At 63.4% G+C, this 25,402-nt stretch carries 24 protein-coding genes; 18 read left to right on the top strand and 6 right to left on the bottom strand.

Annotation, left to right across the window (positions count from 1 at the left end):
- Nucleotides 1–85 precede the first annotated feature (85 nt).
- The 7 genes from uca to urtE all read left to right on the top strand — a co-directional run bounded on the left by uca (nucleotide 86) and on the right by urtE (nucleotide 10,230).
- Nucleotides 86–3,712: an urea carboxylase gene (gene uca, locus BLS60_RS13605; RefSeq protein ID WP_092368903.1), complete on the top strand. Its 3,627-nt coding sequence runs from the start codon at nucleotides 86–88 to the stop codon at nucleotides 3,710–3,712.
- A 1-nt stretch (nucleotide 3,713) separates the two neighbouring features.
- Nucleotides 3,714–4,436 carry a GntR family transcriptional regulator gene (locus BLS60_RS13600; protein WP_092368900.1) on the top strand — a complete coding sequence of 241 codons (723 nt, stop codon included), beginning with the start codon at nucleotides 3,714–3,716 and terminating at the stop codon, nucleotides 4,434–4,436.
- A 61-nt stretch (nucleotides 4,437–4,497) separates the two neighbouring features.
- Nucleotides 4,498–5,763 (top strand): urea ABC transporter substrate-binding protein, encoded by a 1,266-nt coding sequence (gene urtA, locus BLS60_RS13595; RefSeq protein WP_092368897.1) that lies wholly within the window; start codon nucleotides 4,498–4,500, stop codon nucleotides 5,761–5,763.
- 136 nt (nucleotides 5,764–5,899) lie between these two features.
- The gene (urtB, locus tag BLS60_RS13590; RefSeq protein ID WP_092368894.1) at nucleotides 5,900–7,471 is read left to right on the top strand and encodes an urea ABC transporter permease subunit UrtB; all 1,572 of its coding nucleotides are present in this window, start codon (nucleotides 5,900–5,902) and stop codon (nucleotides 7,469–7,471) included.
- A complete protein-coding gene (gene urtC / locus BLS60_RS13585; protein ID WP_092368891.1) occupies nucleotides 7,471–8,562 on the top strand; it encodes an urea ABC transporter permease subunit UrtC in 1,092 nt (363 codons plus the stop codon). The genes urtB and urtC overlap by 1 nt, the downstream gene beginning before the upstream one ends.
- A complete protein-coding gene (gene urtD / locus BLS60_RS13580; protein ID WP_083328618.1) occupies nucleotides 8,559–9,398 on the top strand; it encodes an urea ABC transporter ATP-binding protein UrtD in 840 nt (279 codons plus the stop codon). The genes urtC and urtD overlap by 4 nt, the downstream gene beginning before the upstream one ends.
- Before the next feature lie 133 nt (nucleotides 9,399–9,531).
- A complete protein-coding gene (gene urtE, locus BLS60_RS13575) occupies nucleotides 9,532–10,230 on the top strand; it encodes an urea ABC transporter ATP-binding subunit UrtE (RefSeq protein WP_092368976.1) in 699 nt (232 codons plus the stop codon).
- 151 nt (nucleotides 10,231–10,381) lie between these two features.
- Here urtE and BLS60_RS13570 read toward each other — a convergent pair whose 3' ends face one another.
- Nucleotides 10,382–11,164 carry an aldolase gene (locus tag BLS60_RS13570; RefSeq protein ID WP_092368888.1) on the bottom strand — a complete coding sequence of 261 codons (783 nt, stop codon included), beginning with the start codon at nucleotides 11,162–11,164 and terminating at the stop codon, nucleotides 10,382–10,384.
- A 205-nt stretch (nucleotides 11,165–11,369) separates the two neighbouring features.
- Between BLS60_RS13570 and BLS60_RS13565 the strand changes: the two genes are divergently transcribed.
- Nucleotides 11,370–12,695: an aspartate aminotransferase family protein gene (locus BLS60_RS13565; RefSeq protein WP_092368885.1), complete on the top strand. Its 1,326-nt coding sequence runs from the start codon at nucleotides 11,370–11,372 to the stop codon at nucleotides 12,693–12,695.
- Between the two features lie 180 nt (nucleotides 12,696–12,875).
- Here the strand turns inward: BLS60_RS13565 and pdxR are convergent, their stop codons facing one another.
- A complete protein-coding gene (gene pdxR, locus BLS60_RS13560; protein ID WP_092368973.1) occupies nucleotides 12,876–14,363 on the bottom strand; it encodes a MocR-like pyridoxine biosynthesis transcription factor PdxR in 1,488 nt (495 codons plus the stop codon).
- A gap of 191 nt (nucleotides 14,364–14,554) precedes the next feature.
- Here pdxR and BLS60_RS13555 point away from each other — a divergent pair, with 191 nt between their 5' ends.
- From BLS60_RS13555 to BLS60_RS13535, 5 genes are all read left to right on the top strand, one after another.
- Nucleotides 14,555–15,460, top strand: a complete 906-nt coding sequence (locus BLS60_RS13555) for a transporter substrate-binding domain-containing protein (RefSeq protein ID WP_244153410.1) — start codon at nucleotides 14,555–14,557, stop codon at nucleotides 15,458–15,460.
- A 94-nt stretch (nucleotides 15,461–15,554) separates the two neighbouring features.
- Nucleotides 15,555–16,196, top strand: coding sequence for an amino acid ABC transporter permease (locus tag BLS60_RS13550; protein WP_092368882.1), 642 nt, complete (start codon nucleotides 15,555–15,557; stop codon nucleotides 16,194–16,196).
- A gap of 12 nt (nucleotides 16,197–16,208) precedes the next feature.
- A complete protein-coding gene (locus BLS60_RS13545; protein WP_092368879.1) occupies nucleotides 16,209–16,871 on the top strand; it encodes an amino acid ABC transporter permease in 663 nt (220 codons plus the stop codon).
- Nucleotides 16,864–17,625 carry an amino acid ABC transporter ATP-binding protein gene (locus tag BLS60_RS13540; protein WP_070880826.1) on the top strand — a complete coding sequence of 254 codons (762 nt, stop codon included), beginning with the start codon at nucleotides 16,864–16,866 and terminating at the stop codon, nucleotides 17,623–17,625. The genes BLS60_RS13545 and BLS60_RS13540 overlap by 8 nt, the downstream gene beginning before the upstream one ends.
- 54 nt (nucleotides 17,626–17,679) lie before the next feature.
- Nucleotides 17,680–18,441: an SDR family NAD(P)-dependent oxidoreductase gene (locus BLS60_RS13535; protein ID WP_070880827.1), complete on the top strand. Its 762-nt coding sequence runs from the start codon at nucleotides 17,680–17,682 to the stop codon at nucleotides 18,439–18,441.
- A 39-nt stretch (nucleotides 18,442–18,480) separates the two neighbouring features.
- Here the strand turns inward: BLS60_RS13535 and BLS60_RS13530 are convergent, their stop codons facing one another.
- Complete coding sequence (locus tag BLS60_RS13530) at nucleotides 18,481–19,206, bottom strand: sulfite exporter TauE/SafE family protein (RefSeq protein WP_092368876.1); 726 nt, start codon at nucleotides 19,204–19,206, stop codon at nucleotides 18,481–18,483.
- Between the two features lie 259 nt (nucleotides 19,207–19,465).
- Between BLS60_RS13530 and BLS60_RS13525 the strand changes: the two genes are divergently transcribed.
- Together BLS60_RS13525 and BLS60_RS13520 are read left to right on the top strand one after the other, a co-directional pair.
- Entirely contained in the window at nucleotides 19,466–19,984 is a 519-nt protein-coding gene (locus BLS60_RS13525) for a GNAT family N-acetyltransferase (protein WP_092368874.1), read from the top strand.
- Nucleotides 19,981–20,511, top strand: a complete 531-nt coding sequence (locus BLS60_RS13520) for a GNAT family N-acetyltransferase (RefSeq protein WP_092368871.1) — start codon at nucleotides 19,981–19,983, stop codon at nucleotides 20,509–20,511. Before BLS60_RS13525 ends, BLS60_RS13520 begins: the two co-directional genes overlap by 4 nt.
- Here BLS60_RS13520 and BLS60_RS13515 read toward each other — a convergent pair.
- From BLS60_RS13515 to BLS60_RS13505, 3 genes are all read right to left on the bottom strand, one after another.
- Nucleotides 20,508–20,774, bottom strand: a complete 267-nt coding sequence (locus BLS60_RS13515) for a DksA/TraR family C4-type zinc finger protein (RefSeq protein ID WP_092368868.1) — start codon at nucleotides 20,772–20,774, stop codon at nucleotides 20,508–20,510. The genes BLS60_RS13520 and BLS60_RS13515 overlap by 4 nt on opposite strands.
- 130 nt (nucleotides 20,775–20,904) lie before the next feature.
- On the bottom strand, nucleotides 20,905–21,768 hold the full coding sequence (locus tag BLS60_RS13510; protein ID WP_070881122.1) for an isocitrate lyase/PEP mutase family protein: 864 nt from the start codon (nucleotides 21,766–21,768) through the stop codon (nucleotides 20,905–20,907).
- Between the two features lie 193 nt (nucleotides 21,769–21,961).
- Complete coding sequence (locus BLS60_RS13505) at nucleotides 21,962–22,741, bottom strand: substrate-binding periplasmic protein (protein WP_244153409.1); 780 nt, start codon at nucleotides 22,739–22,741, stop codon at nucleotides 21,962–21,964.
- A 256-nt stretch (nucleotides 22,742–22,997) separates the two neighbouring features.
- Here BLS60_RS13505 and BLS60_RS13500 point away from each other — a divergent pair, with 256 nt between their 5' ends.
- From BLS60_RS13500 to BLS60_RS13490, 3 genes are all read left to right on the top strand, one after another.
- Nucleotides 22,998–23,726 (top strand): VC0807 family protein, encoded by a 729-nt coding sequence (locus tag BLS60_RS13500; RefSeq protein ID WP_092368967.1) that lies wholly within the window; start codon nucleotides 22,998–23,000, stop codon nucleotides 23,724–23,726.
- Between the two features lie 12 nt (nucleotides 23,727–23,738).
- On the top strand, nucleotides 23,739–24,179 hold the full coding sequence (locus BLS60_RS13495) for a YqaA family protein (protein WP_208597304.1): 441 nt from the start codon (nucleotides 23,739–23,741) through the stop codon (nucleotides 24,177–24,179).
- 211 nt (nucleotides 24,180–24,390) lie between these two features.
- On the top strand, nucleotides 24,391–25,344 hold the full coding sequence (locus BLS60_RS13490) for a lysylphosphatidylglycerol synthase transmembrane domain-containing protein (protein ID WP_070880834.1): 954 nt from the start codon (nucleotides 24,391–24,393) through the stop codon (nucleotides 25,342–25,344).
- Nucleotides 25,345–25,402: the final 58 nt, after the last annotated feature.

Below are 25,402 nucleotides of genomic sequence, written 5' to 3'. Positions count from 1 at the left end.
GACCAGCTGCTCAGCAGCGCAGCGACGACGTCAAAGTGCCGGACTGGCGCAGCCCGTCACGGCGATCTCGCCACGGAGAATTGCCATGTTTGAAACAGTACTGATCGCCAACCGTGGCGAGATCGCCGTCCGCGCCATCCGCACCCTCAAACGTCTCGGCGTGAAGAGCGTGGCGGTGTACTCCGACGCCGACCGCAACGCTCAGCATGTACGTGATGCCGACGTGGCCGTAGCGCTGGGCGGCGACAAGGCTGCCGACAGCTACCTGCGTATCGACAAGATTCTCGCCGCCGCCAAGGAAACTGGCGCCCAAGCGATCTATCCGGGTTATGGCTTTCTCTCGGAAAGCGCCGAATTCGCCGAGGCCTGCGAAAACGCGGGTATTGCCTTCGTTGGCCCGACGCCGACGCAGATCCGCGAGTTCGGCCTCAAGCACCGGGCTCGCGAACTGGCCGCCGAAGCGCAGGTGCCGATGGCGCCCGGCACCGGCCTGCTGCAAAGCCTCGAAGAGGCCCTGGCGGCCGCCGAAGGCATCGGCTACCCGGTGATGCTCAAGACCACCGCTGGCGGTGGCGGTATCGGCCTGACCCGCTGCGCCGACGCCGTGGCCCTGGCCAGCGCCTATGACGGCGTCAAACGCATGGGCGAGCAGTTCTTCAGTGATTCGGGGGTATTTCTCGAGCGCTTCGTCGACCAGGCGCGCCATGTCGAAGTGCAGATCTTCGGTGATGGCAAAGGCCGCGTGGCAGCCCTGGGAGAACGCGACTGCTCGCTGCAGCGGCGCAACCAGAAAGTGGTCGAGGAAACCCCCGCACCGAACCTGCCGCAAGCCACCCGCGAGCGCCTGCATGCCGCAGCTGTCGAGCTGGGCGAGTCGGTGAGCTACCGCAGTGCCGGCACCGTGGAGTTCATCTACGACGCCGCTCGCGACGACTTCTACTTTCTCGAAGTGAACACCCGCCTGCAGGTCGAGCACCCGGTGACCGAGATGGTCACCGGCCTGGATCTGATCGAATGCATGCTGCGCGTGGCCGCAGACGACGAGCTGGACTGGGTCGCCCTGAACCGCGCGCCGCAGGGCGCTGCCATCGAGGTGCGCATCTATGCCGAAGACCCGCTGAAGAACTTCCAGCCCAGCCCAGGCGTGCTGACCGACGTGCACTTCCCGGATGACGTACGCGTCGACGGTTGGGTAAGCACCGGCAGCGAAGTGTCGGCCTTCTATGATCCGATGATCGCCAAGCTGATCGTCCACGCTGCCACCCGCGACGAGGCCATCGCCAAGCTGAGCAAAGCGCTCGGTGAAACCCGCCTGCACGGCATCGCCAGCAACCTCGATTACTTGCGCCAGGTGGTCGCGGAGCCGCGCTTCCACGCCGCGCAGATCTGGACTCGCCTGCTCGACACCTTCAGCTACGCCGCCCAGGTGGTCGAAGTGCTGGAGCCTGGCACCTACAGCAGCGTGCAGGATTTCCCTGGTCGTCTCGGCTACTGGGACATCGGCGTGCCGCCGTCCGGGCCGATGGACGATTACGCCTTCCGCCTGGCCAACCGCATCGTCGGCAACCACCAGAGCGCTGCCGGGCTGGAGTTCACCCTGCAGGGCCCAAGCCTGCGCTTCCACAGCGATGCGCTGATCGCCCTAGCCGGCGCTGACTGCCCGGCCGAGCTGGATGGTGAGAGCGTGCCCTATTGGGCGCCAATCGCCATCAAGGCAGGCCAAGTGCTCAAGCTCGGCCGCGCGCAAAGCGGCTGCCGTACTTACCTCGCCGTGCGCGGCGGTTTCGATGTGCCCGTGTACCTGGGCAGCCGCTCAACCTTCGCCCTCGGCCAGTTCGGCGGCCATGCCGGGCGTACTCTGCGCACCGCCGACATGCTCGCCATCTCCCAGAACCTGCCCGCCTGCACCACGCCAGCGCCGGTCAGCAAGCCCCAGGCGCTGGATGCCAGCCTGATTCCCGAGTACGGCACGACCTGGAACATCGGTGTGCTCTACGGCCCCCACGGTGCGCCGGACTTCTTCACTGCCGAGGCGATCGAGCAGTTCTTCACCGCCGACTGGCAGGTGCACTACAACTCCAACCGCCTCGGCGTGCGCCTGAGCGGGCCGAAGCCGAGCTGGACACGCGCTGACGGCGGCGAAGCCGGCCTGCATCCGTCCAACGTGCATGACTGCGAATACGCCATCGGCGCCATCAACTTCACTGGCGACTTCCCGGTGATTCTCACCAAGGACGGCCCGAGCCTGGGCGGCTTCGTATGCCCGGTAACCATCGCCAAGGCCGAGCTGTGGAAGGTCGGCCAGGTCAAGCCAGGCGACACCCTGCGCTTTCATCCGATCAGCTTCGAGCAGGCTCAGGCGCTGGAACAGGCCCAACTGGGCAGCCTGGAACGGCTAAGCGCAGTCAACGCCGTACAGTTGCCGGCGCCCAGCCTGCAGCCAGGCGACACCGTGTCGGCCACCGTGCTGGCTGAACTGCCGGCCGATGGCAGCCGCCCGCGCGCGGTCTACCGCCAGGCTGGCGATGCGTACATCCTGCTCGAATACGGCGACAACGTGCTCGACCTGGCGCTGCGCCTGCGCGTGCACCTGCTGATGGAGGCGCTCAAGGCGACTCCGCTCACCGGTCTGGAAGAGCTGGCGCCGGGCGTGCGTTCGCTGCAGCTGCGTTACGACAGCCGCGTACTGCATCAGCAGGCGCTGCTCGATCACCTGCTGCGCCTCGAGCGCGAGCTGGGCGATGTGGCGAATCTCAAGGTGCCGACCCGCATCGTCCACCTGCCGATGGCCTTCGAAGACAGCGCCACCCTGGCGGCCGTCACCCGCTACAGCGAGACCGTGCGCAGCCAGGCGCCATGGCTGCCAAATAATGTCGACTTCATCCAGCGTGCCAATGGCCTGGCCACCCGCGAGCAAGTGCGCGACATCCTCTTCGAGGCCAGCTACCTGATCCTCGGCCTCGGCGACGTCTACCTCGACGCGCCCTGCGCCGTACCGCTCGACCCGCGCCACCGCCTGCTCAGCTCCAAGTACAACCCGGCACGCACCTACACCGCCGAAGGCACCGTGGGTATCGGCGGCATGTACATGTGCATCTACGGCATGGACTCGCCCGGTGGCTACCAGTTGGTCGGCCGTACCCTGCCGATCTGGAACAAGTTCGTGAAGAACGCCCAGTTCGAGGGCGGCCAGCCGTGGCTGCTGCACTTCTTCGATCAGGTGCGTTTCTACCCGGTCAGCGAAGCCGAACTCGACGAATTCCGCGACGCCTTCCGTGAAGGCCGCGCGCACATCAAGATCGAGCAGAGCACCTTCGATTTCGCCGAATACCAGCGCTTCCTGGCCGACAACGCCAGCAGCATCGCCAGCTTCCAGCAACTGCAGAAGCAGGCCTTCGACGCCGAAGTACAGCTGTGGCGTGACGACGACGCCGACAGCCACGCCGCGCCCGTTGCCAGCAGCGAGGAGGACGAAGCCGTCGATGGTCAGGCGGTCAGCGCTGACATGTGCGGCAGCGTCTGGAAGGTGCTGGTCGAGCCGGGCCAGTACGTCGAAGCTGGTACGCCGTTGCTGGTGGTCGAGGCGATGAAGATGGAGCTGGCCGTGCTCGCGCCAGTAGCGGGAACGGTCAAGGCCGTGCGCTGCCAGCCGGGCAAGGCGGTCACTCCGGGCGACGTGCTGCTGATCCTCGATCCGAGCGAGGCGGCCTGACATGCAACTGGTCGACCCGATCAAGCGCGGCAAGGAACGCCCGGAGAACCTCGCCGAGCGCATCTACGGGCAGCTCAAGGACGACATTTCCGAGTTCCGCCTGCTGCCGGGCGACCGTTTCAGTGAAGGTGAAGTGGCCGAGCGCATGGCCGCCAGCCGCACACCGGTGCGCCAGGCGCTCTATCGCCTGGAGCGCGAAGGTTATCTGGAGGTGTATTTCCGCAGCGGCTGGCAGGTCAAGCCGTTCGACTTCCATCATTTCGAAGAGCTCTACGACGTGCGCATCGTGCTCGAACTGGCGGCGGTTCGGCGCCTGTGCGATCGCCCGGCGGGTGAAACGCCAGCGCAGTTGGAAGAACTGCGCCAGATCTGGACGGCACCGCCCGAACAACGCCCACCAGAAGGCCGCGAAGTGTCGCTGCTCGACGAACGCTTCCACTGCCAGCTGGTGGAGGCCACCGGCAACCGCGAGATGGCTCGCCTGCACCGCGAAATCAGCGAAAAGATTCGTATCGTCCGTCGTCTGGACTTCACCAAAACGCCTCGGGTGGAAGCCACCTACGAAGAGCACGCACGCATCCTCGGCGCGATCCTGTCGCGTCGTTGCGAAGAAGCACAGCTGTTGCTGAAGACCCACATAGAGGTCAGCAAGGCGGAAGTGCGCAAGATCACCCTGCACATGCTGCACAACGCCCGCGAGCGGGCCGTACAGGCGCAGGGCTGATGTGGTGTCCCTTGATCCACTGCCAACAACATAAAACTCGTCAGTCAATGGAGATCGTCCTATGCAACGTCGCAGCCTGATCAAGGCCTTCACCCTTTCCGCGTCCATCGCCGCCATGGGCCTGAGCTGGAGCATCCACGCCGCCGAGACCATCAAGGTCGGCGTTCTGCACTCGCTGTCCGGCACGATGGCCATTTCGGAAACATCGCTCAAAGACATGGCGCTGATGACCATCGACGAGATCAACGCCAAGGGCGGCGTACTCGGCAAACAGCTCGAAGCGGTGGTGGTCGACCCGGCCTCCAACTGGCCCCTGTTCGCCGAGCGGGGCCGCCAGTTGCTGACCCAGGACAAGGTCGCGGTGACCTTCGGCTGCTGGACGTCGGTATCGCGTAAATCGGTGCTGCCGGTATACGAAGAGCTCAACGGCCTGCTGTTCTACCCCGTGCAGTACGAAGGCGAAGAAATGTCGCCGAACGTGTTCTACACCGGCGCCGCGCCGAACCAGCAGGCGATCCCGGCGGTGGAATACCTGCTCAGCGAAGATGGTGGCGCCGCCAAGCGTTTCTTCCTGCTCGGCACCGATTACGTCTACCCGCGCACCACCAACAAGATCCTGCGCGCCTTCCTGCACAGCAAGGGCGTTCAGGACAAGGACATCGAAGAGGTCTACACGCCGTTCGGCCACAGCGATTACCAAACCATCGTCGCCAACATCAAGAAGTTCTCCGCCGGCGGCAAGACCGCGGTGGTCTCCACCGTCAACGGCGACTCCAACGTGCCGTTCTACAAGGAACTGGCCAACCAGGGCATCGAAGCCACCGACGTACCGGTGGTGGCCTTCTCGGTCGGTGAAGAAGAGCTGCGCGGTATCGACACCAAACCGCTGGTCGGTCACCTGGCCGCATGGAACTACTTCCAGTCCGTGGAGAACCCGGTCAACGAGAAATTCGTCGCCGACTGGAAAGCCTACGCCAAGGCCAAGAAGCTGCCGAACGCCGACACCGTGGTCACCAATGACCCGATGGAAGCCACCTACGTGGGTATTCACATGTGGGCCCAGGCCGTCGAAAAGGCCGGTACCACCGACGTCGACAAGGTGCGCGCGGCCATGGCCGGCCAGGAGTTCGCCGCACCCAGCGGTTTCACCCTGAAGATGGACGAGAAGAATCACCACCTGCACAAGCCGGTGATGATCGGCGAAGTCCAGGACGACGGTCAGTTCTCCGTGGTCTGGGAAACCGACGGCCCGGTTCGCGCCCAGCCGTGGAGCCCGTACATCGAAGGCAACGACAAAAAAGGCGACACCCCGGTGAAGTCGAACTGATCCACGGGCTCGCCCGGCTCCTCCTGTAGGAGCCGGCTTGCCGGCGAGCAATCCCAAGAGCGCGTTGCTCTGAAGATCAATCGCCGGCAGCTGACTCCTACAGCTCCCCGGTTTATCGGGCACCAAGGATTACCCCATGCATAACGCATTTGTCCGACTACTTCTCAGCCTGCTGCTGGTAGTGCCATTCGCCGCCCAAGCTGGCGATGCGGCCGACTTCGTGGCTGCCAGCCCGGCGCAGCAGGCCAAACTGCTGGAAAGCTGGGCCGCCATGCCTGACCTGACGCGCCAGCCGCTGCTCGACGCCCTGCAACAGGGCCGTGTAGCTGCGGATAACGAAAAGACTGCGTTCATTGAAACCGACGACGGCTACCAGGCTGCCGAAGGTGACGCTTCCCCTGTGGATAACCCGCGCAAATTGCGCCTGAACAATCGCCTGCGTGGCCTGATCGCCAACGCCCAGGCCAGCCATCAGCTGCTTGCCGAGGCACCCGCGCAGCGCCTCGCCGCCGCAGTGCAACTGCAGAAGAGCGCCCAGCCGGCGCAATTGCCGCTGCTCGCCCAGAGCCTCGACCGGGAGGACGACGACGCCGTTCGCGACGCCCTGACCCTGGCCCTGGCCAACCTGCAACTGGTCGACCCCAACCCGGCGATACGCATGGCCGCCGTGCGCCTGCTCGGCGAGACCGGCGAGCCACTGGCGCGCACGCGCCTGGAAAACCTGCTGGACCCCGGCGTGGAAAGTGACGCTGGCGTGCGCACTGCAGCGCAAACCAGCCTGGCGCAGGTCAAGCGCAAGTTGCTGATCGGCGAGCTGCTCGGTCAGGCCTTCAGCGGCATGAGCCTGGGCTCGATCCTACTGCTCGCCGCGTTGGGTCTGGCCATCACCTTCGGCCTGCTCGGGGTGATCAACATGGCCCACGGCGAGATGCTGATGCTCGGCGCCTATTCCACCTACATGGTGCAGATCCTGTTCCAACGCTTCGCCCCCGAAGCCCTGGCGCTTTACCCGCTGGTGGCACTGCCGGTGGCCTTCTGCGTGACCGCCGTCATCGGCATGGCGCTGGAGCGCACGGTGATTCGTCACCTCTACGGTCGGCCACTGGAAACTCTGCTCGCCACCTGGGGCATCAGTCTGATCCTGATCCAGTTGGTGCGCGTGCTGTTCGGTGCGCAGAACGTCGAGGTGGCCAACCCCTACTGGCTGTCCGGTGGTATCCAGGTGCTGCCCAACCTGGTGCTGCCATACAACCGCATCGTGATCATCGGCTTCGCCCTAGCCGTAGTGCTACTGACCTGGCTGCTGCTGAACAAGACCCGCCTGGGCCTCAACGTGCGCGCCGTCACCCAGAACCGCAACATGGCCGCTTGCTGCGGCGTGCCCACCGGCCGTGTGGACATGATGGCCTTCGGGCTCGGCTCCGGCATCGCCGGCCTTGGCGGCGTGGCGCTTAGCCAGATCGGCAACGTCGGCCCCGATCTCGGCCAGAGCTACATCATCGACTCCTTCCTGGTGGTGGTACTCGGCGGCGTCGGCCAACTGGCCGGTAGCGTCATGGCGGCCTTCGGTCTGGGCATCGCCAACAAGATCCTCGAACCACAGATCGGCGCCGTGCTCGGCAAGATCCTCATCCTCGCGCTGATCATTCTGTTCATTCAGAAACGTCCGCAAGGCCTCTTTGCTCTCAAGGGACGGGTGATCGACTGATGACCATGCCACTGAATCAAACCGTTCTCGCCCGCGCCACGGCCAAACTCGGCCCGCAGGTCTCCATCGTCATCGGCCTGCTGGTGCTCGTCGTGCTGCTCGCCATGCCGCTGCTGCACCTGCTGCCCGCTGATCATGGCCTGCACGTATCGGCCTACACGCTGACCCTGGTCGGCAAGATCCTCTGCTACTGCATCGTCGCCCTGGCGCTGGATCTGGTCTGGGGCTATGCCGGCCTGCTGTCCCTCGGCCACGGCCTGTTCTTCGCCCTCGGCGGCTACGCCATGGGCATGTACCTGATGCGCGAAGCCGCCGGCGACGGTTTGCCCGCCTTCATGAGCTTCCTCGCCTGGACCGAGCTGCCGTGGTACTGGTACGGCACCGACAATTTCCTCTGGGCCATGTGCCTGGTGGTACTGGCGCCAGGCTTGCTGGCTCTGGTGTTCGGCTTCTTCGCCTTCCGTTCGCGGATCAAGGGCGTGTATTTCTCGATCATGACCCAGGCCCTGACCTTCGCCGGCATGCTGCTGTTCTTCCGCAACGAGACCGGCTTCGGCGGCAACAACGGCTTCACCAATTTCCGCAGCATCCTCGGCTTCGAGATCACCGCGGCAAATACCCGCGCCACGCTGTTCTTTCTGACCGTCGTGTTGCTGGTCAGCAGCCTGTACCTGGGCTGGCGCCTGGCACGCAGCAAGTTCGGCCGGGTGCTGACCGCCCTGCGCGACGCCGAAAACCGGCTGATGTTCTGCGGCTACGATCCACGCGGCTACAAGCTGTTCATCTGGGTGCTGAGCGCCGTGCTCTGCGGCCTGGCCGGCGCGCTGTACGTGCCCCAGGTCGGCATCATCAACCCCAGCGAAATGGCCCCGACCCAATCCATCGAAGCCGCCGTGTGGGTGGCCCTCGGCGGGCGCGGCACGCTGATCGGCCCGCTGCTCGGCGCCGGCCTGGTCAACGGCATGAAGAGCTGGTTCACCGTGGCGTTCCCCGAGTATTGGCTGTTCGCCCTCGGCGCGCTGTTCATCGTGGTCACCCTGTTCCTGCCCAAGGGCGTCATCGGCCTCATCAAGCGAGGGGATAAATCATGAGAAGTGCACCCATCCCCGAAGCGATGATCGACCCGGCCGGCAGCAGCCGGGATGCCATCGGCCTCGGCCAGAGTGCCGGCAGCGGCCTGAACGTGCGCCATGGCACCATCCTGACCCTGGAAGACATCAACGTCGCGTTCGACGGCTTCAAGGCACTGACCGACCTGACGCTGTACATCGGTGTCGGCGAGCTGCGCTGCATCATCGGTCCCAACGGCGCCGGCAAGACCACGCTGATGGACGTCATCACCGGCAAGACCCGCCCGGGCAGCGGCATCGCCTACTTCGGCGAGACCTTCGACCTGACGCAGATGAGCGAAGTCGAGATCGCCCAGGCCGGGATCGGTCGCAAATTCCAGAAGCCCACGGTGTTCGAGGCGCTGAGCGTGTTCGAGAATCTCGAACTGGCGCAGAAGACCGACAAGTCCGTGTGGGCCAGCCTGCGCGCCCGGCTCAGCGGCGAGCAGCGCGACCGCATCGACGAGGTACTGGCCACTATCCGCCTCGACGCCTCGCGCCAGCGCCCGGCCGGGCTGTTGTCCCACGGCCAGAAGCAGTTCCTGGAGATCGGCATGCTGCTGGTGCAGGACCCGCAGTTGCTGCTGCTCGACGAGCCAGTGGCCGGCATGACCGACGCGGAAACCGAATTCACCGCCGAACTGTTCAAGTCGCTGGCGCGCAAGCACTCGCTGATGGTGGTCGAGCACGACATGGGCTTCGTCGGCAGCATCGCCGACCACGTCACCGTGCTGCACCAGGGCCGCGTACTGGCCGAAGGCTCCCTGGACGCCGTGCAGGCCAATGAGCGGGTGATCGAGGTTTATCTCGGTCGGTAATGCATACCCGTGGGAGGGGCTTCGGTCAGTAGGGTGGATGACGCTTTTTTCATCCACCAGGCATCCGCACGGTGGATGGGTAAAGCGTCATCCACCCTCCCCCCATCCCACCATTTGAATGAAGGACATCGACATGCTGCAAGTCCAACAGCTCCATCAGTACTACGGCGGCAGCCATATCCTGCGCGGCCTGTCGTTCGAGGTGAAGGTCGGCGAGGTCACCTGCCTGCTCGGCCGCAACGGCGTGGGCAAGACCACCCTGCTCAAATGCCTGATGGGCCTGCTGCCGGCCAAGCAAGGCCAGGTCAACTGGGAAGGCAAGCCGATCACCGGCTTCAAGCCGCACCAGCGGGTGCACGCCGGCATCGCCTACGTGCCACAGGGCCGCGAAATCTTCGGCCGCCTGACGGTCGAGGAAAACCTGCTGATGGGGCTGTCGCGCTTTCCCGGTAGCCAGGCCAAGGAGGTCCCCGCGTTCATCTACGAGCTGTTCCCGGTGCTGCTGGAAATGAAACAGCGCCGCGGCGGCGACCTGTCCGGCGGTCAGCAGCAACAGCTGGCCATCGGCCGTGCCCTGGCCAGCCAGCCGCGGTTGCTGATCCTCGACGAACCCACGGAAGGCATCCAGCCCTCGGTGATCAAGGAAATTGGCGTGGTCATCAAGAAACTCGCCGCCCGCGGCGACATGGCCATCCTGCTGGTCGAGCAGTTCTACGACTTCGCTGCCGAACTGGCCGACCAGTACCTGGTGATGAGCCGCGGCGAAATCGTCCAGCAGGGCCGTGGCGAGACCATGGACGCGGACGGCGTGCGCGGATTGGTGGCGATCTAGGATCAGTCGTCATGCCCGCTTAAAGGCGGAAGCAGACGTAGGGTGGATGACGCTCTTTTCATCCACCATTGCGATTGCAGAGTGGTGGACGGGTCGGGCCGCGTAGGTGAGGCGTCGTCCACCCTACGGAAGGCCGCTACCGTCGGCCCCCTCACTCGGCAAATTCCGGCTCCAGCCGGGCGATCTGCCGCTTGACGCTTTCCAGGTGCAGCCGTGCGCTCTCGGCATTGCCATCGAGCATGACCCGGCAGGCCTTGCGCGCCACCTCATGGGGCACGGCTTTCAGGGGCCGGCCGCTGGACATGGCCTTGAGCTGTACCTCAGCGGCACGCTCCAGGTAGTAAAGGTCGTCCCAGGCTTCGGCAATCGAGGCGCCCAGTACCAGCGGGCCATGGTTCTTCAACATCAGTACATCCGCCCCGCCCACAGCCCCGGCAATGCGTTCGCCCTCGGCGTCGCTCAGCGCCAGGCCGTTGTAGTGTTCATCCACGGCCAGGCGGTCATAGAACTTCAAGGCCGTCTGCCCCGCCCAGATGAACGGGTCGCCTTCGAGCATGCACAACGCCGTAGCGTTGGGCATATGCGTATGGAACGCCGCCTTGGCCCGTGGGTGCAGGCGATGCAGCTGTGCATGGATGAAGAACGCCGTGGCTTCCGGCGTGCCCTCACCAGCCACCACGCGGCCCTGGAAATCGCAGATCAACAGCGACGAAGCCGTCACCTCGGCGAACGCCAACCCATAGGGATTGACCAGAAACAGGTCGTCGTGACCAGGCACCACGAAGGAGAAGTGATTGCAGATCCCCTCGCCCATCCCAAGTCGCGCGGCCATACGAAAGCAGGCCGCCAGGTCGATACGCGCCTGACGAATCGCCGGGCTGTCGACCAGGCGCGGATCGAGTGGCGTGGCGTTGACCTCGAATGCATGTGCCATGAGTGCTGATTCTCCAAGTGTGCAGATGACTTCACCCTAGCAAGCTGCCCCCATCGCGCCAGGGACAGATAGCGGCAGTCGACGGGCCAGATGGCTGACCCGCCGACTCCAGGCATCTGGCCCTACAGCGGGCCGCGCCTTTATTTCTATGGTGAGCCTACCGTCGGCAACTCAGCCGACGCTCTCTTCACGTCACGAGGTGGCCATGAGCAGCCCAACGCCGATCAGCAACGACTATGTCCACGCACTGGATCGCCAGTACGTTTTCCACTCCTGGTCGACCCAGGGCGCGCTCAATCCGTTGGTGATCGCCGGCGGCGCCGGCTGCATGCTGTGGGACTACGACGGCCGCGAGTACCTGGACTTCAGCAGCCAGTTGGTCAACACCAACATCGGCCACCAGCACCCCAAGGTGATCGCCGCGATCAAGGCGCAGGCCGAACAACTGGTGACCATCGCCCCGGCCACTGCCAACCTGATGCGTGGCGAGGCGGCAAAACGCATCCTCTCCCACGCGCCAGCCAACTTCAGCAAGGTGTTCTTCACCAATGCCGGTGCCGACGCCAACGAAAACGCCATGCGCATGGCGCGTACCTACACCGGCCGCGACAAGATTCTCTCGGCCTACCGCTCCTACCACGGCAGCACCGGCTCGGCGATCGTCGCCACCGGCGATCCGCGCCGGGTGCCCAATGAGTTCGCCCGCGGCCATGTGCACTTCTTCAATCCGTACCTGTACCGCAGCGAATTCAATGCCGCCAGCGAGGAAGAGGAATGTGCCCGCGCGCTGCAGCACCTGCGCCGGGTCATCGAATGCGAGGGGCCGGCGTCGATCGCCGCGATTCTGCTGGAAACCATTCCCGGCACTGCCGGCATTCTGGTGCCGCCGAAAGGCTACATGCAGGGCGTACGCGCCCTGGCCGATGAGTTCGGCATTCTGGTGATACTCGATGAGGTGATGGCCGGTTTCGGCCGCACCGGCAGTTGGCTCGCGCTGGACAATTTCGACGTGGTGCCGGATCTGATCGTCTTTGCCAAGGGCGTCAATTCGGGCTACGTGCCGGCCGGTGGGGTGATGATTTCCCAGCCCATTTGCGAGTATTTCGACAGCCACTTCTTCCCTGGCGGCCTGACCTACTCCGGTCACCCGCTGGCCATGGCGGCCATCGTCGCCACCCTCGACACCATGGCCGAGGAAAGCATGGTCGACAATGCCCGGCAGATCGGCCAGGAACTGCTTGGCCCGGGCCTCAAGGCGCTCGCTGGCAAATACCCGTTGATCGGGGAAGCGCGCGGCATCGGCCTGTTCCAGGCGCTGGAGTTCGTCGCCGACCCGCTGAAGAAAACGCCACTGGCCGCGCCTATCATGGCGCAGATGAAAGCCGCGCTACTGGAGCGCGGGTTGCTGGCCTTCGTGGTGGAGAACCGCATCCACGTGGTGCCGCCTTGCATGGTCAACGCGGCCCAGGTACAGCAGGCGCTGGCAATCTTCGACGAAGTGATCGGCGAGTTCAGCGCAAAGCACCTGTAACAGACGCGAACCGGATGAGCCGGGCCGCGCAGGTTACCGGCGCCGGGAACACATCCTGTAGGGTGGGTTAGCGGCGCTGGGCTCTGTACGCTCAGTCGACACGGTGATGGAGCGCCGCGTAACCCACCGAACGATATCCGTGGCGGTGCAGATCGTGGTTTATCACAGATTGCAGCGGCATCACTGCCCCTGCAGCACCTCATTGAGAAGTCGGATACCCGGCTCGATCAGCGGCACGTCGATGGCGTGAAAGCCCATGCGGAAGTAGCGCTGCGGCGGATCTTCATTGAAGAAGAACTGCGCCCCCGGCTCGATCAGCACACTCTGCTGAGCCGCTGCCCAAGCCAGCCGCTGGCTGTCGATTCCGGCTGGTGCACTGAGCCAGAAGGCGCCAGCGCCAGCACTGCTCACATGTCGACAACCATCCAGAACGCTATCCAGCGCGCCATGCAGCGCTTCACGACGGCGCCCGTGCTCCTCGCGAAAACGCCGCAGGTGCGCATCGTAATGCCCCTGGGCGAGAAACTGAGCGAGCATGCGCTGGTTGTTCAGTGGCGGGTGGCGGTACATCAAGCGGCGCAAGGCCCGCAGCTCCTCGACCAGTTCCGCGTCGGCGACCAGATAACCCAGCCGCAATCCCGGTGAAAAGGCCTTGGACAGGCTGCTCATGTACACCACCCGACCGCTGCTGTCGCTGGCCTTTAGGGCTGGCTGGGGATGGCTGTCGAGATTCAGTTCGGCGTCGTAGTCGTCCTCGATGAGAATCTGGTCGTGCTGGCGGATCTGCTGCAGCAACTGGCTGCGCCGCGCTGCGCTCATGCTCACCCCGGTGGGCACCTGGTGGCCGGGCGTGACATAGAGGTACTCACAGTCATTGAGGCGCTCGTCGACACGCATGCCCTGCTCGTCGACATCCTGCAGATGGATATCCGCGCCCTGCAGATCGAACACGTTCCAGGCATCACCGAACCCCGGGTTTTCCAGCGCCACACGGGTGCCCTTGCTCATCAGCAGGGTGGCCAGCAGATACAGCGCATTTTGCGAACCGAGGGTGATAAGGATTTCATCGGCGCCGGCCCAGATGCCGCGCTTGGGCAACACCCGGGTGCGCAACTGCTCGATCAGCATGGCGTCGTCCTGGTCATGGCTGTCGCGCAGCCACTCCGGGTTGCGTTCGTTGCGCATGCTGTTGCGCGACACCTCGCGCCAGCGCTCCAGGGGAAACAGATCGGCAATCGGCTGGCCGTAGATGAAGGGATAGGTGAAACGCTGCCAGTTACTGGGGCGCAGCACACCATGCCTCAAACTCGGCTGGATCTTGAAGCGGCCGCTCCATCCTGGTGCACCAACGGCCTGAGGATTGGCGTCGCTATGGGCCGGCGCCAGGCGCGCCAGGGCGCCTTCACGTTGGCTACCGCAGTAATCCGGATGCAGGTAATAGCCGCTGCGCGGACGGCTGACCAGGTAGCCATTGTCGAGCAGGCTCTCGTAGACCAGTGCCACGGTATTGCGGGACACCGACAGCTGCTGCGACAGGCGCCGGCAGGACGGCAAGGGCTCATCCTGGGGGAAACCGCCGGCAAGAATGGCGGACACCAGCGACTCGCGCAGTTGCTCCTGCAGCCCACGCTGCTGGTCGAAATTCAGGTGGTAGAAGTGGTCGATCATGGTCACTGCCGCTCCACATGCTGTACCCACCACGAAGCAATTAGTGAGCCATGGCCCGCGCCCCGGGCTGGCCAGGCGAATGCGCCAAACTGCACCTATTGCCCGACGCTTTGCGCTCTCTATGGTGAAAAACAGCCACCTGGCACGCCCATCGCAAGCCAATTGATCTGTCGACCCCTGGAGCTCTGACCATGACCCATGCAGGCATCGCTACCGCAACGCCCATGAACGGATTCGCCCAGTTGCGCAAACTGGCACTTGCAGGCCTGGCCGGCTGTCTGCTGGCCAGTGCCACCAGCGCTCACGCCGATCTGGCCGACGTCGAAAAACGCGGCTACCTGAGCGTCGCCACCGAGGACGACTACGCGCCGTTCAACTACATCGTCGACGGCAAGCCCGAGGGTTTCCACAAGGAGTTGCTCGAAGACCTCAAAGCCTACGCCAAGGAAAAAGGCTTCGACGTGAAGCAGGAAATCCTGCCCTGGACCGGCCTGCTCGCCTCGGTGTCTTCCGGTCAGTACGACATGGCCTTCACCGGCGCCCTGGTCACCGACGACCGCCTGCGCGTGTTCAACTTCGCGCCGCCTTTCGCCTCGGCCCAGCACTTCTACGTCAAGCGTGCCGGCGATGACAGCCTCAGCGATATCGCCAGCCTGTGCGGCAAGACCGCTGGCCTACAAGCCGGCAGCGCGCTGCTCGCCCGTCTACCGGAACTGAAGAAGATGATGGCCGATGCCGGCTGCAAGATCGGCGACGTGGTCGAGTATCAGTCTTACCCGGAAGCCTATGCCGATCTCGCCAACGGCCGCCTGGACTACGTGATCAACGCGCTGATCTCGGTCAACGACCTGGTCAAGACCCGTGGCGACACCTTCGCCAAGGGCATCGCGGTATCCGGTGACGGTTTCGCCGCCTGGCCAGTGCCGAAGAAGAGCCCTGAGCTGCTGAAGCTGATCACCGGTTTCATGAACCAGATCCGCGACAACGGCCGCCTGGCCGAACTGCAGACCAAATGGTTCGGCGAGGCCTTCCCGTCGATGCCCAAAGAGCCCATCACCGACGTCGATCAGTTCCATACCCTGGCGGGCATGAAGTAACCCGACGCATCACGGCAGACAGCGAACAGGCGCCGGGATTTACCAGCCGCGCCTGATTTGCTCGCCTCATTCATTTCGCCCCTAAGGAGCTGCCATGAACGGACAAGCCTGGCTACTGCTGCTGGAGGGCGCTTGGACGACCCTGTGGATATCCGGCATCGCCATTGCCATCGGTGTGTTCTGCGGGCTCGGCATCGCCCTGTTGCGCATGGCGCGCATCCCCTTTCTGGAACAGTTCCTGATTCTCTACACCAGCCTGGCACGTGCCACGCCGCTGGTGACCCTGGTGCTGTTCATCTTTCTCTCGGCGCCGATGTTCGGCATCAACCTCGACCGCAACACCGCCGCCATCCTCGCTCTGACGCTCAATACCACGGCCTTCAACGCGGAAATCTGGCGCGCCGCGTTCATCAGCTTTTCCCGCGAGCAGAAGGAAGCAGCCCTGGCCTGCGGCATGACCCAGGGCGTGTTCTTCCGCCGCATCATGCTGCCGCAGATGCTGACCAGCAGCCTGCCCGGCCTGGTCAACGAAATGTCCTTCCTGATCAAGGGCAGCCCGGCGATCGCCATCATCGGCATCGTCGACCTGACGCGAGTGACCAACCGTATCGCAGCGGTCACCTACGACCCGCTGCCGCCGATTCTCGCTGCCGCGCTGTTGTACATGCTGATCATCGGCGTACTGCTCAAGCTGCAGGCGATTGCCGAGAAGAAAGCCAACCGACTGGCCATGTAAGGACATTTCAGCATGACCGAATGGAGCATTATCTGGGACGCCCGCGAAGCCTTCTTCAACGGCTTCCTCACCACCCTGGCGCTGTTCGGGCTGTCCATCGTCTGCGCCTTCATACTTGGCTGCGCGATGCTTTACAGCCTGGAAGAACGCACGCCGCTGTCGATCGTGGTGCGCTGGCTGGTCAACGGCATGCGCATGCTGCCGTTCCTGATCCTTGCCTACCTGCTGTACTACGGTCTGCCGCGCCTGGGGTTGCGCCTGGACGCCTGGACGGCCGGGCTGGTCGCCCTGATCGTCTACCACGGCGCCTACTTCACCGAGATCCTGCGCGGCAGCCGCCTGGTACTGCCGGCCGGTTATGTCGAGGCGGCCAAGGCGCACGGCTTCACGCCCTTCAGGTTGTTCATGCGCATCATCCTGCCGCAACTGGTGATCAAGACCCGGCCGTTGCTGGGTAACCAGTTGATCATCGCCCTCAAGGACACCGCCTTTCTAACCATCATCACCGTGCAAGAACTGACCGCCGCCGCCAACTCGGTACAGGCCACCTACTTCATTCCCACCGAAGCCTTCGTGGTGGTGATCGTTCTGTACTGGCTCATCAGCATCTGCCTGGAACTGGCGCTCAAATGGGCGGCGCGCTTCGGAGCGAAACGAGGATTCGAACATGGCTGACATCCCGGCGGTACGCATTCAAAACCTGTCCAAGAGCTTCTCCGACATCGAGGTGCTGCGCGACATCGAACTGACCGTTAACAAAGGCGAAGTGGTCAGCGTGCTGGGCTCTTCCGGCTCGGGCAAGTCGACCATGCTGCGCTGCATCAACTGGCTGGAGGAACCGGACCGTGGCAGCATCCATATTGCCGGGCAACGCATCGGGATCAACGAAGAAGCCGGCCGCAAGATGACCAACCGCGAGCTGGCGGCGATTCGCGCCAAGACCGGCATGGTGTTCCAGGGCTTCAACCTGTGGCCGCACCTCAGCGTGTTGCAGAACGTCATGGAGGCGCCGGTACAGGTCAAGGGCATGCCGAAGGAGCAAGCCCGTGCGATCGCCATCGAACTGCTGGAAAAAGTCGGTATGGGCGAGAAGCAGGACAGTTATCCTTATACCCTCTCCGGCGGCCAGAAGCAGCGCGTGGCGATAGCCCGTGTGCTGGCGATGAGCCCGGAGGTGATCCTGTTCGACGAGCCGACTTCGGCACTCGACCCGGAGCGCGTCGGCGAAGTGCTGACCGTGATGAAGAACCTCTCCGCCGAGGGCTACACCATGATCGTGGTCACCCACGAAATGGAATTCGCCCGCGCGGTGTCGGATCAGGTGGTGTTCCTGGAAAAAGGTAAGATCATCGAAAAGTCCGCCCCGGAAAAATTCTTCAGCAACCCGGAGACCGAGCGGGTACGCAAGTTCCTCGAACTCTCCGCCTGACGGATACGCCAGCCACCCGCTGGCTGCCATTGAACCCCTGAAAAGAGGCAGAACATGACCAAGGTAGTTTTCATCACCGGTGCCACCTCCGGTTTCGGCCGCGCCACCGCTCGCCGCTTCGCCGAAGCAGGCTGGGGCCTGGTGCTCAGCGGCCGTCGCCAGGAACGCCTGGACGAACTCAAGGCCGAGCTGGACGGCAAGGTACCGGTACACATCGCCACACTCGACGTGCGTGACGCCACCGCCGTGCAGGCACTGGTCGATTCGCTGCCCGCACCGTTCGACAAGATTCGCGCGCTGATCAACAACGCTGGCCTGGCGCTGGCGCCAGAGGCTGCGCAGAAGGTGGCCCTGCAAGACTGGCACACGATGATCGACACCAACATCACCGGCCTGGTCAACGTCACCCATGCCGTGCTGCCCAAACTGCTGGAAACCGGCAAGGGCGCCAGCATCGTCAACATCGGCTCGGTGGCCGGCGAATGGCCGTACCCGGGCGGCCACGTGTATGGTGCCAGCAAGGCGTTCGTCAAACAGTTCAGCTTCAACCTGCGCTGCGACCTGGTGTCCACCGGAGTGCGCGTCACCGACATCGCGCCGGGCATGGCCGAGACGGAGTTCACCCTGGTACGCACCAAGGGCAACCAGGCGGCCTCCGATGCGCTGTACAGCACCACCACGCCGCTGAGCGCGGAGGATATCGCCGAGCAGATTTTCTACGTTGCCACCCTGCCCGACCATATCAACATCAATCGTCTGGAAATCATGCCCAGCCGCCAGGCCTGGGGCCCGTTCGCAGTGGATCGCGACAAATAACGGCCACGCCGGGCGCGCCCTGCGCCCGGCTTCCAGCAGTCATGGTTTGGCCAGGCTGCTCCACAGCGACATCGCTGACAACCCCACCAACAGCGCCCCACCCAGCCGATGCAGGGAACACACCTCCCAGCGTGCATGCAGCCATTGCCCGAGCAGATTGCCGACCAGCGCCGGCAGCAACAGGGTTGCGGCAAGATGCAGATGCGTCGGACCAACCAGCCCAGACAACCCCATGGCCGCTAGCGCGGTTCCGCTGCTGGCGGCGAAGAACAGGATGGCCGTCGCCCGCAAAGCCGATGCCGACAGACCGCAACGCAGCAGGTAGAGCATCAGCGGCGGCCCGCCCGCGGACGCCAGGGTAGTGGCCAGTCCAGACCCCAGACCAGCCCAGAACGCTGCACGCAAGGCCGTGTTACGCAAGACGGTCAGCGTCGGCGGCTGCCTGAGCACCAGCACACCACCAATCAGGCACAGCGAAGCGATGAGCGGGGCCAACCACTCACCCGGCAGCCATGCCCACATCACTACGCCGAGCGGCACGGCCAGCCCCATACCGGCCACCAGGCGCATCGTCAGTGGCCCATGAGCATCGCGCAATGCGCGCGGCCACAGGCCGGCGCTACACAACAGGTCGAGCAGCAGCACCACGGGAATCACATCGGCGGGCGAGCGTACGCTGAGCAACCCCAGCGCCAGGATCATGGCAAAACCGAAGCCGCTGTAACCGCGCACCAGACCGGCGAATGCGGCCAGAAGCATGAGCATGGCGAATCACCCAGGAACGATGCCGCCACTCTAGCCAAGCCACACTGCGCCCGGCAGGGCCAGTTGCGGCAGGCCGGCGAGCCACACACGAGAATCGCCATCCGTACAGATAAAACGCCCCCGCATGGCTCGACCGGCTTCGCTGTAGCGGTTTTTTTTAACGTGCCTACATGTGCCGCATGCAAAGATTGCCCAGGCATGCTTCGCCCCGTAATACTGGCGCTATCCGAGACCTCCTAATCAGCGCCTGAGAGAGCCCATGCCCATCGCGATCCGCCACGCCATTGCCGGCGACCTGCCCGCCCTCCTCGCCATCTACAACGATGCCGTGCTCAACACCACGGCGATCTGGAACGAGCGCCCCGTGGACCTGGCCAATCGTCAGGCCTGGTTCGGGGCGCGCGCCACGCAAGGGTATCCAATTCTGGTAGCGATCAATGAGGCGCAGGAGGTGCTGGGCTATGCCTCGTTTGGCGATTGGCGGCCGTTCGAGGGGTTTTGCAACACGGTCGAGCATTCCGTTTATGTACGCAGCGACACCCGCGGTCAGGGCCTCGGCCCGCTGCTGATGCAGGCGCTGATCGAGCAGGCGCAAGGCGTCGGTAAGCATGTGATGGTCGCGGCCATCGAAAGCGGCAATTCGGCATCGATTCGCCTGCATGAACGGCTGGGCTTCAACATCACCGGACAGATGCCGCAGGTTGGCTGCAAGTTTGGCCGCTGGCTGGACCTGACCTTCATGCAGTTGATCCTGACGCCGCAGCGGAGCACGCCATGAGCGTGCAGGTACGCCAGCTCGACGTGGCCGATTTCGACGGTCACCGGCAAGGCCTGATCACCCTGCTGCTCGATGCGGTAAAGAACGGTGCCTCGGTTGGCTTTCTTGGCGATATCGATTCGGCGCAAGCCGATCGCTATTTCAGCGAGGTGCACCACACCCTGAGCAGCGGCGCGCTGGCAATCTGGATTGCCGAAGACCAAGGGCAACTCGTAGGCTCGGTGCAGCTCAGCCTGTGCCTGAAGCCCAACGGGTTGAATCGCGGCGAAGTGCAGAAGCTGCTGGTGCTGAGCAGCGCGCGGCGCCGGGGCATCGCGCGTCTGCTGATGCAACACCTAGAGGCGCACACAGCGACCTTGCAGCGTGGCCTGCTCTATCTGGATACCGAAGCCGGCAGTGACGCCGAAAACCTCTATCGCAGCCTTGGTTACACCTGCATCGGCGGTCTGCCGGGCTATGCCTGCGGGCCGGACGGTAAGTACCGTGCCAATGCCATCTACTATAAGACCCTGTCCCTGCCTGACTAGCGCAGTTGGCTGTCCTTGCTGCCGCGACGGTTGAAACCACCGGCCTTGGCCTGCTCCCTGTCTTCCTGGGCCTGGCAATTCACGCACAGGCGCACACCGGGCACAGCCTGGCGCCGCGCTTCAGGAATTGGCGCATCGCATTCTTCACAGTGCTGCAGGCTTTCGCCCTTCGGTAACTGGCTGCGCGCGCGCTGCACGGCCTCTTCGATGGTGCTGTCGATCTGTTCCTGCACGGCGCCGTCTTGCGCCCAACCGGTGGCCATATCGCTCTCCCAATGGGTGGTGCTGACTGGAAGATAGGAGCACGCGGGCACGCTTGGCAAGCGACAGCCGACGGCGGACGAATCGGCTCGCGTTGCGCGGCCGCTGTCCGGCGTGGCGGGTGAAGCGGTGTTATTCCTTGACGTTCATGAACTCGTCGGCCCAGGCCACGTAATCTTCCGGCTGGGTGTATTTCTGCGACAGCTCGGAGGCGCTAAGGTCGCTGGCAATCGCGCTGCGCTGTTCACGCAGGCAATCGTAGGTGGCCTTGATCGCCGCGAAATAGGCGGCATGGCCATTGACCACGATACGCACGCCGAGCTTGGCCAGGCGCACGTTGTCACGCAGTTTGGGATTGCCGTAGGTGACCAGCATCAGCGGCACGCTGAGGTGTTCGGCAATCTTTTCCAGGTGCTCGAAGTCCTCGACACCGACCATGCAGATCGCATCGGCACCAGCCTTCTGATAGGCGACGGTGCGCTTGATTACTTCATCGGTGCTGAGCACGCCGGCGTTGGTGCGAGCGACGATCGCCAGTTGCGGATCGACTCGCGCCTCGAGGGCCGCACGTACCTTGCCGACACCTTCGGCCACGCTGATCAGGTCCGTCGACTTGCGATTGAATTGCGCCGGCAGCAGGGTGTCTTCGATCGTCAGCGCGGAGATCCCGGCACGCTCCAGCTCGACCACGGTGCGCATCACGTTCAGAGCGTTGCCATAGCCATGGTCGGCGTCAGCGATCACCGGCAAGTTGGAGACCCGGCCAATACGGGTGGCCTGCTCGACGAATTCGCTGAGGGTGATCAGCGCGAAATCGGGCGCGGCCAGCACCTGCAGCGAGGCCACTGAACCACCGAGGATGCCAACCTCGAAACCCAGGTCGCCAGCAATGCGCGCGGACATCGGGTCAAAAACCGAGGCGGTGTGGTAACAGGAATCGGAGGCCAGCAGCGCGCGGAAGGCGCGCCGCAGCTCATGGTGGGAAGCACGTTGCATGTTCGACATAAGGCATTGTCCAAAACGTCAGATGAATCGGGTGCCCAGTGGCCCTTTTGCTGGCCTCGTGAGCTAATTCTTGTGTCCTGCAGTTGCGGATAGGAATGTGCTGGCAGCGGCAGGGCTGCCGGTACGCTCCGTACCGCCGGCCCCTGGTGAATATGAGCGTCCTAGCAGCAATTATCCCGCCAACTCAGCGCGGGGCTTCAGGCAGCTCTATATCGGGCAGCCACTGGCGGAAAATCGCCGAAAAGCTGCCGTCACGGCGCATTTCCGCCAGTTCGTTCTGCCAGGTGGCAACAATGGCGGGGTCGGTATCCAGAGAAAACGCGATGTAATACGACGATTCCATGAACACCATCTGCGGTTGCACATCCGCGGGTTTCAAGCCGGCCGGGGCGAGCATGTCGCCGAGCAGGATATCTTCAAGCATGATCAGATTGACCCGACCATGGCGAAACATGGTGACCATGGTTTTTGGCGTCGGCACGCCGTAAACATTGTTCAAGCCTTGATCTTTCAGAACCTCGTAGCTGTACCACTGCTTGGGCACCGCCAGCGGACCGCTGGCGGCAACATCCTCAAGGGTGTTTACCTGCAAGCCGTTCGATTTCAATGAGTAGAATCGCACCTTGCCATGCAGCAGTGGCCCGACCCACTGAAAGCGTTTTTCCCGGTCCGGTGTACGCACCATCGCGAACAAACCGACATCAGGCTCACGCTGGGCGATGGTGTAGGCGCGCGTCCAGGGCATCATCTCTATTTGCGCGTGCCCGCCAGTGCGGGTAATCAATTGGCGTACCACGTCAACGCCGAAACCATGCAACTCGCCGTCTTTCATGAACGCGGTGGGCGGACCAGGCTCGGTGAGGATGCGCAGTTCGGCATTTGCCTGCGCACAAATCAGCATGGCGACAACCAGCACAACATAGCGGCGCAACAGATCCATCGGCGATTCCCACAGATACGTCATGAAATCACTCAGCCGGGTACAGAAGCCAACACCAGTGATTTGCCGACGCGAACCCTGGCTGCGATGACCGCCAATTTTAACCCACTGACACGCGAATTTCAGCTAACAATGCCGCTATGCCATCACGCGCCAGGCAGGGCATTGCCACTGCAATGTGCCGGCGAGAAGGACTTTGTGATGATTGCAGCGACAATCGGGCTGGCGCATGAACCTCAGGCAGGCGATCATCGACGCTCGTCCACCTATGCCGAATGACATGACCGATACCACTCAGACGCCTCCCGTACCACACAAACCCCGCCCCTTCGTCGACTTGCTGATCAGCATCGTGATTCCATCGCTGATCCTCATGAAACTCAGCGGTGAAGCGCGACTGGGCCCGGATGGCGCACTGGTACTCGCCCTTGCCTTTCCGCTGGGCTGGGGCGCTTTCGAACTGCTGAAATACCGCAAATTCAACTTTGTCGCCCTGCTCGGTCTGGTCAGCGTGATGCTGACCGGCGGCATCGGTCTGCTGCACTTGGACAACCAGTGGCTGGCGATCAAGGAAGCGGCCATTCCCGGCCTGATCGGCATTGCCGTACTGGTGTCGACGCGCACCCGCTACCCGCTGATCCGCACACTGCTGTTCAACAAGACCGTGCTCAACGTCGACAAGATTCATGATCGCCTGGAACAGGGTGGGCATACCGAGCGCTTCGAGTCGCGTCTGATGCTCGCCACTTACTGGCTCAGCGGCACCTTCTTCTTTTCCTCGGCGATGAACTACATTCTCGCCAAGTGGATCGTCACCAGCCCGGCCGGCAGCGAAGCCTTCAACGATGAGCTGGGCCGCATGACGCTGCTCAGCTACCCGATGATCGCCATTCCGTCGATGATCATGCTGATGGCTATCTTCTATTACCTGTGGCGCACCATCCATGGCCTCACCGGGCTGAAGCTGGAAGAAATCATGGCCAACGTCGAGGCGGACAAGAAGCCCTGACGCTGCCTCGCCTTGCTGGACCTCTACGCTTACCCAGGGCTGTTCGTCGCCGCCTTTGGCGCGGCGACGCTGCTGCCGCTGCAATCCGAGGCGCTGCTGGTAGCGCTGCTGCTGGGTTCGAACCATCCGGTATGGGCACTGCTGCTGGTGGCCAGCGCGGGCAATGTGTTGGGCTCACTGGTGAATTGGTGGTTGGGGCGCTACCTGGAGCGTTTCCGTGAGCGCCGCTGGTTTCCGGTCAGCGCCACGCGGCTGGAGCAGGCCCAGGCCTGGTACGGTCGTTACGGGCGCTGGTCGCTGCTGCTCAGCTGGCTGCCTGTCATCGGCGACCCGCTGACGCTGGTGGCCGGTATCATGCGCGAACCATTGTGGCGCTTCACGCTGATCGTCACCCTCGCGAAAACCATTCGATATGCCGTGCTGGCCGCGCTGACACTGGGCTTAAGCGCATGAAAAGACACACTCGGTAACGGCCTGCAGAACGGTGCCAGTTGAGCAACCGGCCCGCCTCCGTGATACTGCGCACCCAATACACCTACATCCTGACGGTATTTGTGCGCAGGATATGGAATGAACGATGCCTGCCGCAGGTCATCGAATTCAGAGCCGAGTGTCCGTAGCGACGTGAAACAGGGGATCGCAGTTGCAAGGTACCAAACCCACGATGAAACGCAGTGACCTGATCTGGACGCTGATCGGGTTGTGTGCCGTGGTGGCGTCCTGCTTCTTGCTCTACCGCGAAGTACGCAACATCTCCCTCGACGAGATCGCTGAAAGCCTCAAAGCCATCCCGCACCTCAACTGGCTACTCGCCGGTGCTGCGACCTTCGGTGCCTATTGCGCCCTTGCCTGGTACGACCGCATTGCCATTGCTCACCTGGGCAAGAAAATATCCTGGCGGTTCATCACCCTGTGCTCCTTCACCACCTACGCCCTCGCCCATAACATTGGCGCCTCGGTATTCTCCGGCGCTGTGGTGCGTTATCGCGCCTACCGCACCAAGGGGCTCACGCCTCATGAAATCGGTATTCTGATCGTCTTCTGCTCCTTCACATTCGCCCTCGGCACCTTGTTTGCCAGCGGCTGCGTGTTGGTGCTGCAACCGGAGCTGATCCATCGCGTGCTGGACGTCAGCCCGCTGGTATCGGTGGCTGTCGGCTCCACACTGTTACTGCTGGTCGCCTTGTATGTGCTGGGTTCGTGGCTGCAGTTCAAGCCTTGGAAGTTCGGCAAGCTGCATGTCGAATACCCACGCCTGCGCATCGTGGGTCGTCAGTTATTGGCCGGTCCGCTGGAGCTGGCCTGTGCAGCGGCAATCATCTACTTCGCATTGCCGGCCGCCTACAATCCGGGCTATCCAGTGGTGCTCGGTGTGTTCCTGGCGTCTTTCTCCCTCGCGTTGCTGTCTCATGCACCGGGCGGCCTTGGGGTACTGGAAGTCAGCTTTCTCGCGGCGTTGCCAGAGATTCCCGCTTCCGATGTACTCGCCGCGCTGATCGTGTTCCGCGGCTTCTATCTGCTACTGCCGTTCGCGCTCTCGCTGATCGTGGTGCTGGGCTTCGAATGGGGTCAGTGGCGCCTCAAACGTAGCGAAGTGCAAAATCCTCCGCTGCCCTGAAAGCCATCTGACGAATCGGGCAGCGCTGCTCCTGCATTTCGCCTAGAATGCGCGGCCG

Origin of the sequence: Phytopseudomonas seleniipraecipitans (assembly GCF_900102335.1) — a bacterium.
In the GTDB taxonomy this organism is placed as follows: Bacteria; Pseudomonadota; Gammaproteobacteria; order Pseudomonadales; family Pseudomonadaceae; genus Aquipseudomonas; species Aquipseudomonas seleniipraecipitans.
Note: the sequence above shows the minus strand (reverse complement) of the source record. Positions and strands in the feature narration are given on the sequence as shown.

What these genes read in the sequence shown, in the direction of transcription:
- uca (WP_092368903.1), top strand. Translation starts at nt 86, where the DNA reads ATGTTTGAAACAGTACTGATCGCCAACCGTGGCGAGATCGCCGTCCGC.
- BLS60_RS13600 (WP_092368900.1), top strand. Translation starts at nt 3,714, where the DNA reads ATGCAACTGGTCGACCCGATCAAGCGCGGCAAGGAACGCCCGGAGAAC.
- urtA (WP_092368897.1), top strand. Translation starts at nt 4,498, where the DNA reads ATGCAACGTCGCAGCCTGATCAAGGCCTTCACCCTTTCCGCGTCCATC.
- urtB (WP_092368894.1), top strand. Translation starts at nt 5,900, where the DNA reads ATGCATAACGCATTTGTCCGACTACTTCTCAGCCTGCTGCTGGTAGTG.
- urtC (WP_092368891.1), top strand. Translation starts at nt 7,471, where the DNA reads ATGACCATGCCACTGAATCAAACCGTTCTCGCCCGCGCCACGGCCAAA.
- urtD (WP_083328618.1), top strand. Translation starts at nt 8,559, where the DNA reads ATGAGAAGTGCACCCATCCCCGAAGCGATGATCGACCCGGCCGGCAGC.
- urtE (WP_092368976.1), top strand. Translation starts at nt 9,532, where the DNA reads ATGCTGCAAGTCCAACAGCTCCATCAGTACTACGGCGGCAGCCATATC.
- BLS60_RS13570 (WP_092368888.1), bottom strand. Translation starts at nt 11,164, where the DNA reads ATGGCACATGCATTCGAGGTCAACGCCACGCCACTCGATCCGCGCCTG.
- BLS60_RS13565 (WP_092368885.1), top strand. Translation starts at nt 11,370, where the DNA reads ATGAGCAGCCCAACGCCGATCAGCAACGACTATGTCCACGCACTGGAT.
- pdxR (WP_092368973.1), bottom strand. Translation starts at nt 14,363, where the DNA reads ATGATCGACCACTTCTACCACCTGAATTTCGACCAGCAGCGTGGGCTG.
- BLS60_RS13555 (WP_244153410.1), top strand. Translation starts at nt 14,555, where the DNA reads ATGACCCATGCAGGCATCGCTACCGCAACGCCCATGAACGGATTCGCC.
- BLS60_RS13550 (WP_092368882.1), top strand. Translation starts at nt 15,555, where the DNA reads ATGAACGGACAAGCCTGGCTACTGCTGCTGGAGGGCGCTTGGACGACC.
- BLS60_RS13545 (WP_092368879.1), top strand. Translation starts at nt 16,209, where the DNA reads ATGACCGAATGGAGCATTATCTGGGACGCCCGCGAAGCCTTCTTCAAC.
- BLS60_RS13540 (WP_070880826.1), top strand. Translation starts at nt 16,864, where the DNA reads ATGGCTGACATCCCGGCGGTACGCATTCAAAACCTGTCCAAGAGCTTC.
- BLS60_RS13535 (WP_070880827.1), top strand. Translation starts at nt 17,680, where the DNA reads ATGACCAAGGTAGTTTTCATCACCGGTGCCACCTCCGGTTTCGGCCGC.
- BLS60_RS13530 (WP_092368876.1), bottom strand. Translation starts at nt 19,206, where the DNA reads ATGCTCATGCTTCTGGCCGCATTCGCCGGTCTGGTGCGCGGTTACAGC.
- BLS60_RS13525 (WP_092368874.1), top strand. Translation starts at nt 19,466, where the DNA reads ATGCCCATCGCGATCCGCCACGCCATTGCCGGCGACCTGCCCGCCCTC.
- BLS60_RS13520 (WP_092368871.1), top strand. Translation starts at nt 19,981, where the DNA reads ATGAGCGTGCAGGTACGCCAGCTCGACGTGGCCGATTTCGACGGTCAC.
- BLS60_RS13515 (WP_092368868.1), bottom strand. Translation starts at nt 20,774, where the DNA reads ATGGCCACCGGTTGGGCGCAAGACGGCGCCGTGCAGGAACAGATCGAC.
- BLS60_RS13510 (WP_070881122.1), bottom strand. Translation starts at nt 21,768, where the DNA reads ATGCAACGTGCTTCCCACCATGAGCTGCGGCGCGCCTTCCGCGCGCTG.
- BLS60_RS13505 (WP_244153409.1), bottom strand. Translation starts at nt 22,741, where the DNA reads ATGACGTATCTGTGGGAATCGCCGATGGATCTGTTGCGCCGCTATGTT.
- BLS60_RS13500 (WP_092368967.1), top strand. Translation starts at nt 22,998, where the DNA reads ATGACCGATACCACTCAGACGCCTCCCGTACCACACAAACCCCGCCCC.
- BLS60_RS13490 (WP_070880834.1), top strand. Translation starts at nt 24,391, where the DNA reads ATGAAACGCAGTGACCTGATCTGGACGCTGATCGGGTTGTGTGCCGTG.